Annotated in this window: 11 protein-coding genes; 1 reads left to right on the forward strand and 10 read right to left on the reverse strand. The window is 46.9% G+C overall.

Features of this window, described 5'->3' with window-relative positions; all coding sequences use genetic code 11:
• Position 1 precedes the first annotated feature (1 nt).
• The 7 genes from rplC to rpoB all read right to left on the reverse strand — a co-directional run bounded on the left by rplC (position 2) and on the right by rpoB (position 12769).
• A complete protein-coding gene (gene rplC / locus ACZ5ZV_RS15950; RefSeq protein ID WP_464118164.1) occupies positions 2–664 on the reverse strand; it encodes a 50S ribosomal protein L3 in 663 nt (220 codons plus the stop codon).
• A gap of 9 nt (positions 665–673) precedes the next feature.
• Positions 674–991: a 30S ribosomal protein S10 gene (gene rpsJ, locus ACZ5ZV_RS15955; RefSeq protein WP_011165353.1), complete on the reverse strand. Its 318-nt coding sequence runs from the start codon at positions 989–991 to the stop codon at positions 674–676.
• A gap of 206 nt (positions 992–1197) precedes the next feature.
• The gene (fusA, locus tag ACZ5ZV_RS15960; RefSeq protein ID WP_464118165.1) at positions 1198–3303 is read right to left on the reverse strand and encodes an elongation factor G; all 2106 of its coding nucleotides are present in this window, start codon (positions 3301–3303) and stop codon (positions 1198–1200) included.
• 9 nt (positions 3304–3312) lie between these two features.
• A complete protein-coding gene (rpsG, locus tag ACZ5ZV_RS15965; RefSeq protein WP_464118166.1) occupies positions 3313–3786 on the reverse strand; it encodes a 30S ribosomal protein S7 in 474 nt (157 codons plus the stop codon).
• A gap of 10 nt (positions 3787–3796) precedes the next feature.
• Positions 3797–4171, reverse strand: coding sequence for a 30S ribosomal protein S12 (rpsL, locus tag ACZ5ZV_RS15970; protein WP_011165356.1), 375 nt, complete (start codon positions 4169–4171; stop codon positions 3797–3799).
• Between the two features lie 184 nt (positions 4172–4355).
• Positions 4356–8483, reverse strand: coding sequence for a DNA-directed RNA polymerase subunit beta' (gene rpoC, locus ACZ5ZV_RS15975; protein ID WP_464118167.1), 4128 nt, complete (start codon positions 8481–8483; stop codon positions 4356–4358).
• A 29-nt stretch (positions 8484–8512) separates the two neighbouring features.
• Positions 8513–12769 (reverse strand): DNA-directed RNA polymerase subunit beta, encoded by a 4257-nt coding sequence (gene rpoB, locus ACZ5ZV_RS15980; RefSeq protein WP_464118168.1) that lies wholly within the window; start codon positions 12767–12769, stop codon positions 8513–8515.
• A gap of 219 nt (positions 12770–12988) precedes the next feature.
• Here rpoB and ACZ5ZV_RS15985 point away from each other — a divergent pair, with 219 nt between their 5' ends.
• Entirely contained in the window at positions 12989–13735 is a 747-nt protein-coding gene (locus ACZ5ZV_RS15985; RefSeq protein ID WP_464118169.1) for a hypothetical protein, read from the forward strand.
• A gap of 83 nt (positions 13736–13818) precedes the next feature.
• On the opposite strand, the gene rplL is transcribed toward ACZ5ZV_RS15985, so the two are convergent.
• The 3 genes from rplL to rplA all read right to left on the reverse strand — a co-directional run bounded on the left by rplL (position 13819) and on the right by rplA (position 15771).
• The gene (rplL, locus tag ACZ5ZV_RS15990; RefSeq protein ID WP_464118170.1) at positions 13819–14184 is read right to left on the reverse strand and encodes a 50S ribosomal protein L7/L12; all 366 of its coding nucleotides are present in this window, start codon (positions 14182–14184) and stop codon (positions 13819–13821) included.
• A gap of 81 nt (positions 14185–14265) precedes the next feature.
• Complete coding sequence (gene rplJ, locus ACZ5ZV_RS15995; RefSeq protein WP_464118171.1) at positions 14266–14796, reverse strand: 50S ribosomal protein L10; 531 nt, start codon at positions 14794–14796, stop codon at positions 14266–14268.
• Positions 14797–15066: 270 nt separating this feature from the next.
• On the reverse strand, positions 15067–15771 hold the full coding sequence (gene rplA / locus ACZ5ZV_RS16000; RefSeq protein ID WP_464118172.1) for a 50S ribosomal protein L1: 705 nt from the start codon (positions 15769–15771) through the stop codon (positions 15067–15069).
• Positions 15772–15774: the final 3 nt, after the last annotated feature.

A 15774-nucleotide genomic window follows, 5' to 3' on the forward strand; every position in this document is an offset into this window, starting at 1 on the left:
ACTATTCTCTCACCAACTTCACCAAAGTGTTTCTAGCACCTGGAACTGGCCCTTTAACCATCAGAACGTTTTCTTCAGCGATGATCTGAACAACTTCTACGTTCTTAACAGTGACAGTTTCAGCACCCAAATGACCTGGGAATTTCTTACCCGGCATTACACGACCTGGCCATGTTCTGTTACCAGAAGAACCCGGACGACGGTGGAATTTAGAACCGTGGGATGCAGGACCACCCGCAAAGCCCCAACGTTTTACGGAACCCGCAAAACCTTTACCTTTAGACTTGGAAGTGATCTTTACGAAGTCACCTTTAGCCAAGCTGTCGATAGAGATTTGCGCACCAACAGCAGCACCTTCAGGAAGAGCTTGACGAAGTTCTTTTACGAACTGAGCGCCATTCTCGAAGCCAGCTTTTTCAAGGTGACCTTTTTCAGCTTTGTTGGAGTTTTTAGCTTTTTTAGGATGACAAGCTACTTGAAGAGCTTCGTAACCATCTGTTTCGTTAGTTTTGATTTGAGAAACAAACCAAGGCTCATAACGAAGAACTGTAACAGGAACAGCTTCGCCGTTCTCGTTATAGATAGTAGCCATACCTTCTTTGAACGCGAACAGGCCGTTCAACTTTAGACCTGCAGTATTTTGAGTTTCTGTAGTTTCGCTCACGTCTTACCTCTAAACCGCAGAAAGTTTGATTTCAACATCAACACCAGCAGAAAGATCCAACTTCATAAGTTGATCTACTGTTTGTTGAGTGGGTTCTAAAATATCGAGCATACGCTTATGAGTTCTCACCTCGAACTGTTCACGAGATTTTTTATCTACGTGCGGAGAACGCAATACAGTGTAGCGATTGATGCGAGTAGGCAAGGGAATTGGACCCGCAACTTTAGCGCCTGTACGACGAGCAGTCTCAACGATTTCTTTCGTCGACTGATCAAGCAATTTATGATCGAATGCCTTCAATCTGATTCTAATCTTCTGACTTTGCATATGGACACTCTTCTCTTTTATAAAGTATCGTTTTTACTAGCAAATTGTTAACAACTCACGTCCCTATCCCATCGAAAACTTGCCCCGAATTAGCCCTTGCGGCCTGAATCGCCTTCAACGCGGGGGGTTTTTTGTAGATTTAGACGCTATGAGTGCGCGAGTATGCGCACTTTGAAATCTAATGTCAAAGGGAAATATTACTTTTTTTAGTATCTTCCCATTTTATGTAGAATTTCCGTTTTTACCTTCGCAGGCACCACGGCGTACTCTAGGAATTCCATGCTAAAACTAGCACGACCCTGACTTAAACTGCGGACGTCCGTAGCATAACCAAACAGACTCGCCAGAGGAGCCTCGGCAGAAATAACCTGCCCGCCACCCTGTTTAACATTCATCGTGAGGATTTTTCCACGACGAGCATTGAGGTCTCCAACGATATTACCCACAAACTCATCAGGACATGTCACTTCTAGCTTAAAGATAGGCTCCATAAGCTCCACAGAAGCTGCCCTTACAGCATCCCGGAACGCCAAGGAAGCCGCCGCTTTAAAGGCCATTTCACTGGAAGCCTCAGGACGCACTTCAATAGAAGTTAAAGTGCCCTTAATACCCAACATAGAGCAGCTCGCCAAAGGACCGACCTCAGCCGCCTCACGGAAGCCCGCCTCAACCGCCTTCAACATAGGGGCTGTAAACTCTTTAGACACAGCCACCTTACTAACAAACTGGATGCCCTCTGCCTGAGCAATAGGCTCCAAAGACAAGGAAACCTTCGCAAAATGCGCCTCACCGGCGATTTCACGCTCATACACGTGATCAGCCTTGGCTGCAGCCGTAATAGTCTCGCGATAGGAAACCTGTGGGTTACCCACATTGGCCTGAATCTTATGTTCGCGAAGCAACCGGTCCACGAGAATTTCCAAATGCAATTCACCCATGCCAGAAAGCAGGATTTGCCCGGTTTCCGGATCAGTACGCAAACGACAGGATGGATCTTCTTTTTCAAGTTTTGCCAGGCCCGCCAACATTTTTTCCTGATCCGCAGAGGATTTCGCCTCCACCGCCACAGAAATGACCGGCTCTGGGAATGTGATCGCCTCAAGCACAACAGGATGAGCACTCTCACAAAGAGTGTCTCCCGTACCAGTGAACTTAAGACCAATCACAGCACCGATATCCCCTGCTTTAAGACCCGTGATCTCTTCGCGGGAATTTGCGTGCATCTTAACAAGCTTCTGAATGCGCTCTTTCTTTTGAGTGCGAGGATTCAAAAGCTGCTCACCGACTTTTACTTCACCGGAATAAACACGGATATAAGTCAAAGTACCGGCAAACGGATCATTGGCGATCTTAAATGCCAATGCAGCCGTATTACCCTCAAAGTCAGTTTTACAGATAATTTCTTTATCAGGACGATCAGGGTCATGACCCACGATCGCAGGAACCTCCAAAGGTGACGGAAGATAATCTATCACGCCATCAAGAAGTGGCTGAACACCTTTATTCTTGAAAGCGGCCCCACAGAATACCGGGAAGGCTTTCAATTCAAGAGTCCCTTTGCGCAAAGCACGTTTAAGCTCTGGCACAGTGACTTCTTCTCCATTGAGATATTTCTCAAGAAGTTCGTCTTCAAATTCAACGATCTTCTCAATGACCTCAGTACGGAAGCGGTTTACTTCCTCTTTCATGTCATTGGGAACATCGGTAACTTCGAAATGGTCACCCATTCCGGACTGATCCCACATATAAGCACGATTCTCCAACAGATCAATAACACCACGGAAGGTGTCCTCGACTCCGATAGGAACTTGCACAGGGATTGGGTTCGCATTGAGCTTTTCTTTGATCGTCCCGTAGGACATAACAAAGTCCGCACCAACACGGTCCATTTTGTTCACAAAACAAATGCGCGGAACCTTATATTTGTCAGCTTGCTTCCAGACAGTTTCAGACTGAGGCTCAACACCGTTCACACCATCGAAAACAGCAATAGCACCATCCAGAACGCGCAAAGACCGTTCAACTTCAATAGTGAAGTCAACGTGGCCCGGAGTATCGATGATGTTGATTCTGTGATCTTTCCAGAACGCCATGGTCGCAGCAGATGTGATAGTGATACCACGCTCTTGCTCTTGAACCATCCAGTCCATGGTAGCATCGCCATCATGGACCTCGCCGATTTTATGACTTTTACCTGTATAGTAAAGAATACGTTCGGTGGTGGTCGTCTTACCGGCATCAATGTGAGCCATGATGCCGATATTACGAGTGTACTTGAGATCAGCTACAACTTTAGGATCTTTAGCTGACATCTTAGCAGATTACCAATTGTAGTGAGAGAATGCCTTGTTAGACTCAGCCATTCTGTGAACGTCGTCTTTCTTCTTAATAGAGTTACCTCTATTGTTGTACGCGTCCAAGAATTCACCAGCCAAACGCTTCGCCATGTCTTTTTCACCACGCTCGCGAGAGTATTCTACCAACCAACGCATAGCCAAAGCCAAACGACGAGATGGACGAACATCTACTGGAACTTGGTAAGTCGCACCACCTACACGGCGGGAACGAACTTCGATAGACGGCTTAACGTTCTCAAGAGCTTTTTTGAAGACTGCCAATGGCTCTTCACCTTGAACTTTACCTTCAAGCTCTTTCAAAGCACCGTAGAACAACTTTTGAGAAGTTGCTTTTCTACCTTGGATCATCATTTTATTGATGAACTTAGCGATTACTAGATCCTTGAAAACCGGATCTGGAATGATTTCTCTTTTAAAGGTCTTTTTACGACGTGACATCTCTCAATCCTTATTTCTTAGGTCTCTTAGTACCGTATTTAGAACGGGCGCGCAGACGACCGTTTACACCTTGAAGGTCCAATACCCCACGAACGATGTGGTAACGAACACCCGGCAAGTCCTTCACACGACCACCGCGGATTAGTACAACGGAGTGCTCTTGAAGGTTATGGCCGATACCAGGGATGTAAGAGATAACTTCGAAGCCATTGGAAAGACGAACTTTTGCTACTTTACGAAGAGCGGAGTTCGGCTTCTTTGGAGTCGTTGTATAAACACGAGTACAAACACCACGGCGCTGAGGGCAAGAGTCCAAAGCTGGTGATTTTGTTTGGTTTTTTTGAACTGTACGCTCACTTTTGATGAGCTGGTTAATTGTTGGCACTTTATATACCCCTTAAAAACAATTATGCGGTTCTGGACGCTGGAACTTACATTTCTGTGACGCCCAGGTCAAGACTTTGTTGTTAAAATTACATTTATCCATAAAAACAGGCGTGAGGTCCTTATTCTATGGGCTTTTTACCCTATTGCCGGCCTGTGAAGCCGGCAAATCAGGCTTTTCCTACCTACCCTTGAGGCTGAACAGAGGACGTCATACCTGGCAATGCAACAAAGCCAATATCGTCGTCTTCATGTACAGACACTTTCCAGCGTTTGTAAGAAGTCAAACCAGTTCCTGCCGGGATCAGACGACCCATGATGATATTCTCTTTCAGGCCACGCAAATGGTCTGTGCGAGAATTGATCGCTGCTTCCGTAAGAACTTTTGTAGTTTCCTGGAAGGACGCTGCTGAAATCCAGCTGTCAGTGCTCAAGGAAACTTTAGTGATACCAAGAAGAAGTGGGCTGCAAGTCGCAGGCTGTCCGCCTTCTTTATTGATACGTTCGTTTTCCTCAAGGAAAGCGTATCTTTCCACTTGCTCACCAGCCAAGAAGCGGCTGTCGCCGGCATCTTTGATTTCTACTTTACGTAGCATCTGACGAACAATGACTTCGATATGCTTGTCATTGATACCAACCCCTTGAAGTCTGTAAACTTCTTGGATTTCATCTACAAGGTATGCAGACAAGGCTTTAGCACCCAGAACCGCCAGAATGTCATGAGGATTTGTTGGACCATCCATCAAAGCCTCACCGGCTCTTACGTACTCACCTTCTCTTACAGCAACGTGCTTACCTTTAGGGATGAGGTATTCTTTTTGCTCACCCACTTCAGGAGTTACGATCACACGTTGTTTACCTTTAACGTCTTTACCGAATGTCACATAACCATCGATCTCAGAGATGATAGCTGCTTCTTTCGGTTTACGAGCTTCAAACAACTCGGCAACGCGCGGAAGACCCCCGGTGATATCCTTCGTTTTCGAAGCTTCACGGTGCATCTTCGCGATTACGTCACCCGCATGCACTTCCTGTTGATCCGCAACAAGCAACTGAGCCCCAACCGGGATCAGGTAACGTGCTGGGATGTCACGACCAGGAAGGTTCAATGTCTTACCAGCACCGTCCACTAGGAACACTGTTGGCTTAACATCAGAAGACTTGGATTCCATGATAACTTTGGTCGCGAAACCAGTTACCGCATCCACTTGTTCCTGCATTGTGGAACCTTCTTCGATATCCTGGTATTGAATCTTCGCAGAAACCTCCGCGATGATTGGATTCGAATATGGATCCCATTCCGCTACTGTCTGACCTTTGGCAACTTTGTCACCTTCTTTGAAGTTCAATACAGCACCGTAAACAAGCTTGAAGTCTTCTCTTTCACGGCCTGCTTCGTCGATAACTTTTGCAGAACCGTTACGATTCATCACAGTCAACTTACCATTACGGTTTGTAACTGCATGAACGTTTTCAAGTTTAATTGTACCGTCATAACGAGATGTGTGAACAGATTGTTCAACCGCACGAGAAGCCGCACCACCCAAGTGGAACGTTCTCATCGTCAACTGAGTACCAGGCTCACCGATAGATTGAGCGGCAATGATACCCACTGTTTCACCCAGGTTCACGGTCGCACCACGGGACAAATCACGTCCGTAACACTTCACGCAAACACCGCGCTTGGACTGACAGGTCAACGCAGAACGGATGTCGACTTTGTCGATACCACGGCCTTCGATGTTTTTAACGTCAGTTTCAGTGATCTCTTGGTTTGCACGAACGACAACTTCATTCGTTGCCGGATCAACAACATCTTTCAATGCTGTACGACCCAAGATACGGTCACCGATGTTTTGAACGATCTCACCCGCTTCGTAAATCGGAGTGATTTCCAAACCATCTTCAACACCGCAATCCACTTCAGAAACAACCACGTCCTGAGCAACGTCAACCAAACGACGAGTCAGGTAACCGGAGTTCGCTGTTTTCAATGCGGTATCGGCCAAACCTTTACGCGCACCGTGCGTGGAGATGAAGTACTGGATAACTGTCAAACCTTCACGGAAGTTCGCAGTGATCGGAGTTTCGATGATCTCACCAGAAGGTTTCGCCATCAAACCACGCATACCACCCAACTGACGGATCTGAGCTGCGGAACCACGGGCTCCGGAGTCAGCCATGATGTAAATAGGGTTGAAGGACGGGCCTACAACTTCTTTGCCACCAACGTTGAACGTTTGTTTTTCGATCGCGTTCATACCTTCTTTAGCGATCTTATCCGCAGTCTGAGCCCAGATATCCACCACTTTATTGTAGCGCTCACCATCTGTGATCAAACCTTCGTCGTACTGCTGCTGGATCTCAGTCACTTGCTTCTCGGCATCCGCGATCATCGGAGCTTTCGCTGCCGGGATCACCATGTCATCGATACCGATGGACATACCTGCTGCTGTTGAATACTTGAAGCCGAACTCCATGATTTTATCAGCAAGGATGCAAGTCGCTTTAGCGCCCGCAAGACGGAACGTCTTGTCGATCAACGCAGCGATTTGTTTTTTATTCATTGTTACGTTCACTTCGTTGAACGGAACTTCTTTAGGAACGATATCAGAAAGGATTGCACGACCTACAGTCGTTTCCTGCAATTGACCTTTGATACGAACCTTACAAGACGCCTGAAGGTCTACCAAACCAGTCTCAAACGCGTATTGAGCTTCCTGAACGCTAGAGAAGGCTTTGCCTGAACCCTTGGCGCCTGGACGCATACGAGTCAACCAGTAAAGACCCAACACGATATCCTGAGAAGGATTGATGATCGGCTTACCGGAAGCTGGAGAAAGGATGTTGTTTGTAGACATCATCAAAACGCGCGCTTCAACTTGGGATTCCACAGAAAGTGGAACGTGAACTGCCATTTGGTCACCGTCGAAGTCGGCATTGAACGCCGTACATACTAGCGGGTGCAACTGGATAGCTTTACCTTCGTGAAGAACAGGTTCGAATGCCTGGATACCCAATCTGTGAAGAGTTGGCGCACGGTTCAGAAGCACTGGGTGCTCTTTCACCACGTCTGCCAGGATATCCCAAACTTCAACGGTCTCTTGATCAACAAGGCGTTTTGCTTGCTTGATCGTTGCTGCCAAACCTTTTTCTTCAAGTTTGTTATAAACGAATGGCTTGAACAGCTCCAAAGCCATCTTCTTAGGAAGACCGCACTGGTGAAGCTTCAAAGTTGGACCTACTGTGATAACGGAACGACCAGAGTAGTCTACACGTTTACCCAAAAGATTTTGACGGAAACGACCTTGCTTACCTTTCAACATGTCAGAAAGAGAACGCAATGGACGTTTATTTGGACCCGTGAAGGTCTTACCGCGACGACCGTTATCCAACAACGCATCAACCGCTTCTTGCAACATACGTTTTTCGTTGCGGATGATGATGTCTGGAGCGTTCAGCTCCTGAAGACGTTTCAAACGGTTGTTACGGTTGATTACACGGCGGTACAGGTCATTCAGGTCAGACGTCGCGAAACGGCCACCATCAAGAGGTACCAATGGACGAAGATCAGGAGGAAGAACCGGAAGCGCTTCCAACATCATCCACTCTGGCTTGTTGATGGAACCTTTGAAGGCTTCAACAACACGCAGACGTTTAGTCAATTTTTTGATACCAGCTTCAGACTTGGTATCTTTCACTTCCATACGAAGCTTGCGAGACAGGTACTCTGGGTCGATCTTTTTCAAAAGATCACGAACCGCTTCACCGCCCATGCCGTATTTGAAGGAAGGACCAAATTCGTTCAGAGCCGCTTGCAGCGCCTCTTCAGTCAGTACCTGGCCTTCTTCCAATGTTGTTTCCATTGGATCGATAACAACGTGTGCTTCACAGTAAAGAACCTTTTCAACGTCTTTCAAAGAAAGATTCAAAAGGTTACCAATACGAGAAGGCAAAGAGCGCAAGAACCAGATGTGCGCTACAGGCGTTGCCAATTCGATGTGACCAAGGCGCTCACGGCGAACCTTGGTCTGAGTCACTTCAACGCCGCACTTTTCACAGACGACGCCACGGTACTTCATACGTTTGTACTTACCGCACAAGCACTCGTAGTCCTTGATCGGACCGAAGATTTTCGCACAGAACAAGCCGTCACGCTCAGGCTTGAAAGTACGATAGTTGATAGTTTCTGGCTTCTTAACTTCACCAAATGACCATTCACGAATCATTTCAGGTGACGCCAACGATACTCGTACGGCGTCAAACGAAAGTGGATCTTTTGGTTTATCGAAAAAATTCAACAAGTCTCTCAAAGAACACCCCTGTTGTTAAATTATTAAACTTAGTGCTGCTCTGGTTCGTCTTTAGACGCAACCGGTGCAACAGGTTCTACCTCGATCACTTCTTCGTCACCGAACTCTTCGTCCTGGTCACGTAGAATGTCAGACTCCATCAGCTCCACGTTCAGTGCCAGAGATTGAAGCTCTTTCACCAATACGTTGAAGGATTCAGGCAAGCCTGGCTCAAGGATGTTTTCACCCTTCACGATGCTTTCGTACATACGAGTTCTACCCGCAACGTCATCTGACTTAACAGTCAGGAACTCTTGCAGAGAATAAGCCGCACCGTACGCCTCGATCGCCCAAACTTCCATCTCCCCTAGACGCTGACCACCGAACTGAGCTTTACCGCCCAGAGGCTGTTGAGAAACGAGTGAGTAAGGTCCGATAGAACGAGCGTGGATCTTCTCTTCCACCAAGTGGTGAAGTTTCAGCATGTACATGATACCCACGGTTACTGGGTTCGTGAACGGCTCCCCTGTACGACCGTCGAAGAGGACGGACTTACCAGATGTTGGAACCTGTGCTTTTTCAAGAAGACCTTTCACATCCGCCTCACGAGCACCGTCGAAGACCGGAGTACCCACGTGGATACCGTGCTTCATGCGGTTGACCATGGACTTCAATGAAGCATCGTCAGCTTTATCAAGTTTTGCAGAGATGTCGCTGTCGCTGAAGATGTCTTTCATCTCGGAACGTGCGTTTTCCGCATTCCATTTCTCAAGATGTGCTCCCAGTTGTTTACCCAGGTTGTGCGCTGCCCAACCCAAGTGAACCTCAAGGATCTGACCGATATTCATACGAGAAGGAACCCCTAGTGGATTCAGAACCATGTCCACTGGAGTACCGTCAGCTAGATAAGGCATGTCTTCCGCAGGCAATACTTTGGAGACAACACCCTTATTTCCGTGACGACCAGCGAACTTATCCCCGACTTGCATTTTACGTTTGATAGCAACGTAAACTTTAACCATTTTGATCACGCCCGGAGGCAATTCGTCACCTTTACGAAGACGATCGATCTTTTCATTGAACACAAGTTTAACTGCATCCAACTGGTTACGAGCATTGTCGATGATTTTGTTCACCTGGAACTCAAGGTCTTGTTCAAGAGGGATATAGTTCAACAATTCGAATGGAACTGTCTCTAGATCCGCTTCAGTGATGTCCTGACCTTTGTTCAACAACTTCTGAGAACCGTCTTCATTCAGAAGAACGCCTGTAGTTGTTTTACCAACCAGGATGTCACGAAGTTTGGAGATAGCGTTATTTTTGATAACGTTCTGCTCAACCGCCAAGTCTTTTTCAAGCTTGCGTTTTTTCTCTTCGATGATCAGGGACAAACGCTCATCGCGGTCTGCACCTTCACGAGAGTAAACTTGAGCATCGATAACAGTTCCGTACACGCCGGATGGCGCACGCAGAGATGTATCACGAACGTCGCCGGCTTTTTCACCGAAGATCGCTCTCAAAAGTTTTTCCTCTGGGGAAAGCTGAGTTTCACCTTTTGGAGTCACTTTACCAACCAGGATGAAGCCAGGGCGAACTTCCGCACCGATGCGGATGATACCAGAGCTGTCCAGGTCTTTCAGAGCTTCTTCACCAACGTTAGCAATATCGCGAGTGATCTCTTCCTTACCAAGTTTTGTGTCACGAGCCACGCACTCGAATTCTTCGATGTGGATGGAAGTGTAAACGTCGTCTTTCAACAGACGCTCAGAAATAAGGATGGAATCCTCGAAGTTGTAACCCTGCCAAGGAGTGAACGCCACAAGGATGTTCTGACCCAATGCCAGTTCGCCCAGTTCAGTGGAAGGACCGTCAGCGATGATGTCGCCTTTGGAAATCTTGTCACCAACAGTAACGATTGGTTTTTGATTGAAGCACGTATTTTGATTCGTACGCTGATACTTCGTCAGGTTGTAGATGTCCACGTTCGCACCCAGTTCGCCACCTTTGGCGAAACGACGGATAACGATACGGGAAGCATCAACTTCCTCAACGATACCATCGTTTTGAGCAACGATGGAAGTACCGGAGTCACGAGCAACCAAACGCTCTACGCCCGTACCAACAAGTGGAGCGCGAGAACGCAGCAGTGGAACCGCTTGACGTTGCATGTTCGATCCCATCAAGGCACGGTTGGCGTCATCGTGCTCAAGGAATGGAATCAGGGAAGCCGCGATGGAAACCAACTGAGATGGAGAAACGTCCATCAAAGCAACTTTATCCTTGTCCACGATCTCATACTCACCGTCACGACGAGTGATCGTCGTTGGAGTCTGGATGGCTTTGTTGCCAGCTTCGTCACGTGCCGCCGGAGCGATGTGGTGACCAGCTTCTTCCAGTGCAGAAAGATAGTTGATGTCCTTGGAAACCTGACCCGCTTCAACTTTACGGTATGGAGTCTCGATGAAACCATAGTTGTTGATACGAGCGTAAGTTGCCAAAGAGGCGATCAAACCGATGTTTGGACCCTCTGGAGTTTCGATAGGACAGATACGTCCGTAGTGCGTAGGATGTACGTCACGTACTTCGAAACCAGCGCGGTCACGAGTCAAACCACCAGGTCCAAGAGCAGACAAACGACGTTTGTGCGTGATCTCAGAAAGAGGATTCGTCTGATCCATGAACTGGGACAACTGGGAAGAACCGAAGAATTCTTTTACTACGGCGTTCACAGGTTTCGCGTTCACAAGATCGTGAGGCATCATAGTTTCAACGTCCTGAAGGGACATACGCTCACGGATAGCGCGCTCCATACGAACCAAACCGATGCGGTATTGGTTTTCCAGAAGCTCACCCACAGAACGAACACGACGGTTACCCAAGTGATCGATATCGTCGATAACACCGCGACCGTTTTTCAGATCGATCAAAGTTTTGATGGTGCTCAGGATATCCTTGTGAGTCAGTGTTCTGTGAGACGGAGGACACTCGTCCATAGAGATACCGAATCTGTGATTGATCTTGATACGACCAACTTCAGAAAGGTCATAAGTCTCTGGATCGAAGAACAAACGGCCGAAGAATGTCGTAGCTGCTTCCAAAGTTGGAGGCTCACCAGGACGAAGGCGTTTGTAGATTTCCACCAGGGATTCTTCTTTGTTGGAGACTTTATCAACCAACAGGGTGTTGCGCAGGTAAGGACCTACAGTCAAACCGTCGAAGAAGATCATGAAGAAGCGGTCGATACCAGCTTCGATGGAACGCTTGATGATTGCAGAGTTCAATTCCGCATTGGCGTCAGCGATGATTTCACCAGTGGATTCATCAATCAACGGCTTCGCCAATACTTTACCGTCCAGATCTTCCGGCTGAACTTCAAGCTCTGTGATATCAAGATCTTTGATCTTTTTAACGATAGCACGAGTGATACGACGACCTGCTTTAACAAGTGCCTCACCGGATTTAGGATCAACGATATCAGTCAATGCTCTTTGACCGGACATACGCTCGATGTCTAACTTACGGAAGAGCTTGCCGCCCTTAACGTAAACTTCATCAAGATCGTAGAAGTATTCCAGAAGCTGCTCAGAGTTGTAACCAAGAGCTTTAAGAAGGATTGTGACTGGGAACTTACGACGACGGTCGATACGTACGTGAATAAGATCTTTTTGGTCAAACTCAGCATCCAACCATGAACCACGATAAGGGATCACGCGTGCAGAGTAGATCAGTTTACCGGAAGCATTGTTTTTACCACCGTCGTGATCGAAGAACACGCCCGGAGATCTGTGCAACTGGGAAACAACAACGCGCTCAGTACCGTTGATGATGAAGGAACCATTGGCAGTCATCAATGGGATTTCGCCCAGATAAACTTCCTGCTCTTTCACGTCACGGATGCTGCGTGCTTCAGTTTCTTCATCAACATCGAAAACGATCAGACGAAGAGTCACCTTGATAGGAGCAGCGAAAGTCATACCACGCTGACGGCACTCGTCCACGTCGTACTTAGCCGGCTCTAGAGTGTAAGATACAAACTCAAGGCTTGCTGTATTGTTGAAATCTGTGATTGGGAAAACAGATTTGAAAACGCCATTAAGACCAGCATCGCCACGGCGATCTGGATCCATATCTTTTTGAATGAAAGCTTCGTAAGAAGACTTCTGCAGTTCAATCAGATTTGGGATATCAATGACTTGCTTATTTTTCGCGAATGACTTTCTAACTCGAATGTTAGAAGCCGTAACTGGAGTTTTTTCCAATGTACTCTCCGTGATAAGAAAATCGGATGTTCGCTTCGGGGGGAACATTCCAAGGCCCACATTAAATAAAAACGCAAGTATCTCAAACTACCCTAAGTTTTCAATAAATCAAGTGATTCTAGAGGTTTTTGAGGACTTTCCAATTTCTTCAGAGCCCGATTTTCGCAATCAAACGCGACGCATCAATAGGTCTGGTTGCCGCCATTTTTCTGGCTCAGAAACGAGACCGCATCGTAGCCTATTTTAAACCCTCAAAGGACCCAGCTGATGAAAGCCCTTTTTGCTCTTTTTTCCCTATTTCTAAGCGCCTGCTCCCACTCTATCAGCTTGCGCGCCTCACATTTCGCCGTTCCTGTGGTTGGAGAAAACCAATGGAGTGGCCACGCAGCCATCGTAGCCTCCTCTGAAACGCGAGTGACTGTCATCGATGACATTTCCTCCAATCCTCCTGTTCGCAATAAGGTGCGTATTAATGAGGACTTCAACGCTGGGGACATGTTTGCCGCCAATAATATCGGTTTTGACGCCAGCCTCAGCGCCTATAAAGGCATTGAGATCTACATGGATAACTTTCTATGGGGAGCTCGGTATCAATTCCTGAACAACGGCCCCCAAACTGGCGTCTGGGTTGGGTCGCTTCAGGGAGCTTTTGGAACAAAAAGCGAGTCCACCGACGATTTTACCGTCAACCAATCCACACCCCAATCTGAAGCCAAATCCAGTATCACAACCTCCCAGGCAGGAATCAGCTTGGGATATAAATTTCAAAACGTAGTGCCCTACTTTTCATATATCTATGAGGCTCACAAAATCGAAACAGACGTAAAGAACAATCACGGATCTTTCGGCCCCTACACTGACGACGGGATTCATAGCTACTATTCCCTGGGACTCAGCACCCATCGCCGCGGACTGCGCATCGCCGCCGAGTACAGCTATATTGACATTAAATGGAAAGAATCAAACCAGACAGGACAAGGAGCCTACGGAATGAAAGTCGGCTTTGCTTGGTAAGATTCGCCGACAGGCCCAGACAAACAAAAAGCCTCGTGTTTCCACGAGGCTTTTCATTTTTAGCGTAAACTAAAAGGCAGAAATTACTTAACAGTAACTTTCGCGCCCGCAGCTTCAAGAGCTTTCTTGATTTTTTCTGCGTCTTCTTTAGAAGCGCCTTCTTTAACAGCTTTGTTACCAGCTTCAACAAGGGCTTTAGCTTCAGCAAGACCCAAACCAGTCAAGCCACGAACTTCTTTAATAACGTTGATTTTGTTGGCGCCAGCGTCAACAAGGATAACGTCGAAAGCAGTTTTTTCTTCAACTACAGCAGCAGGACCTGCAGCAGCAGCTACTGGAGCAGCAGCAGAAACGCCCCATTTTTCTTCCAAAGTTTTTACAAGTTCTGCGATCTCAAGAACAGTTTTCGCAGACAACGCTTCAACGATTTGATCGTTAGTCAGAGACATTTTAATCCTCCAGGGATAAAAAATTATTTAAAAATTCAAATATTCAGCACCATCAGTCCCGAACCTTCGGGATTCAAGCCATTAAGCTTGTGGAGCTTCTTCAGTACCAGCGGCTGCGCCGCCGCCCATTTTCTCAGCGTAAGCGTTAAGACATCTAGCAAGTGCAGATCCTGCACCCAACAATGTACCCAACAACATAGCGCGGAGCTGGTCTTTGCCCGGAAGTGTCGCCAAGAATTTAATCTTAGCATCATCCAAAGCTTCGCCGTCCATCACACCAGACTTGATTTGAAGAACTTCTACGTCCTTAGCAAAATCAGCCAATGTTTTAGCAGTCGCGTTCACTTCACCGTAAGAGAATACGATGGCGTTAGTACCTTTCATTGAATTAGCAAATGCTGTTTCAATAGCTGGGTGATCTTTGAACGCTCTTTTTGCAAGAGTGTTACGGACAACTTTCATCTCAGAATCAGCAGCATTCAATTTTTTACGCAAGTTAGTTACTTGCTCAACCTTGATGCCTTTGAAGTCGACGATGAAAGCCCCTTTAGCCTTACCGAACTTTTCAGTGATAAGCTTAATCTCTTGCTCTTTATCTGCGCGAGTGATCATAAGTGAGCCTCCTTTCATTAGACTTTTTGCCCTTCTTGCGAAGGGGCCTGTGCGAATCAGGTCGGTTTGGAGGTCGCATTGGTGAGCTCAGATAAATCTGAACCCATTATAGAAAACCTTTTTGCCTTATCTCGGTAGGCCCTTCACAAACGAAGGATTAAATCCACTAAAAGAAACCTACTGTCTCTGATCGCAATAAAACGTATGAACTAATACATAATAACTAACAAAAAAACAAGGCCCCGATTGAAATCGGAGCCTAATTATTTACTAGTTAACACCAGTTGCAGCAGCTGCTGCATTTGGCTCGATCTTAATGCCAGGGCCCATAGTTGAAGCTACGGCGATGGATTTAAGATAGATACCTTTGGAAGATGCTGGTTTTGCCTTAACGATAGCTCCCAACAAAGTCATGAAGTTATCTTTAAGTTTAGCATCACCCATGGATTTCTTACCGATACCAGCGTGAACGATACCTGCTTTATCAACGCGGAAGTCCAACTTACCTTTTTTCTCGGCAGTCACGGCTTCACCAACGTTCATAGTTACAGTACCGATTTTTGGATTCGGCATCAAACCACGAGGCCCCAGGATCTTAGCAACTTTAGAAACAGTCGCCATCATGTCTGGAGTCGCGATACATTTATCGAAATCCAACCAACCTTCTTGGATTTTAGCCACAAGGTCGTCTGCACCAACGAAGTCAGCGCCAGCTGCTTTCGCTTCAGCCTCTTTAGGACCTTTTGCGAAAACAACAACTTTAACTTCTTTGCCCAGACCGTGAGGAAGAGCGATCGCTCCACGCACTTGTTGGTCGGATTGCTTAGGGTCGATACCCAAGCGCAAAGCTACGTCGATAGATTCATCAAATTTTGCTGGAGCTGTTTCAACAACCAGTTTGAATGCTTCTTCAACAGTGTACTTTTTTGCAGAATCAACTTTTTTAGCGACTGCTGCGAATTTCTTACCTGCCATTTT

It is taken from the genome of Bdellovibrio sp. HAGR004 (assembly GCF_055397015.1).

What these genes read in the sequence shown, in the direction of transcription:
- rpsG (WP_464118166.1), bottom strand. Translation starts at nt 3,786, where the DNA reads ATGTCACGTCGTAAAAAGACCTTTAAAAGAGAAATCATTCCAGATCCG.
- rpsJ (WP_011165353.1), bottom strand. Translation starts at nt 991, where the DNA reads ATGCAAAGTCAGAAGATTAGAATCAGATTGAAGGCATTCGATCATAAA.
- fusA (WP_464118165.1), bottom strand. Translation starts at nt 3,303, where the DNA reads ATGTCAGCTAAAGATCCTAAAGTTGTAGCTGATCTCAAGTACACTCGT.
- rplJ (WP_464118171.1), bottom strand. Translation starts at nt 14,796, where the DNA reads ATGATCACTCGCGCAGATAAAGAGCAAGAGATTAAGCTTATCACTGAA.
- rpoB (WP_464118168.1), bottom strand. Translation starts at nt 12,769, where the DNA reads ATGTTCCCCCCGAAGCGAACATCCGATTTTCTTATCACGGAGAGTACA.
- rplL (WP_464118170.1), bottom strand. Translation starts at nt 14,184, where the DNA reads ATGTCTCTGACTAACGATCAAATCGTTGAAGCGTTGTCTGCGAAAACT.
- rplA (WP_464118172.1), bottom strand. Translation starts at nt 15,771, where the DNA reads ATGGCAGGTAAGAAATTCGCAGCAGTCGCTAAAAAAGTTGATTCTGCA.
- ACZ5ZV_RS15985 (WP_464118169.1), top strand. Translation starts at nt 12,989, where the DNA reads ATGAAAGCCCTTTTTGCTCTTTTTTCCCTATTTCTAAGCGCCTGCTCC.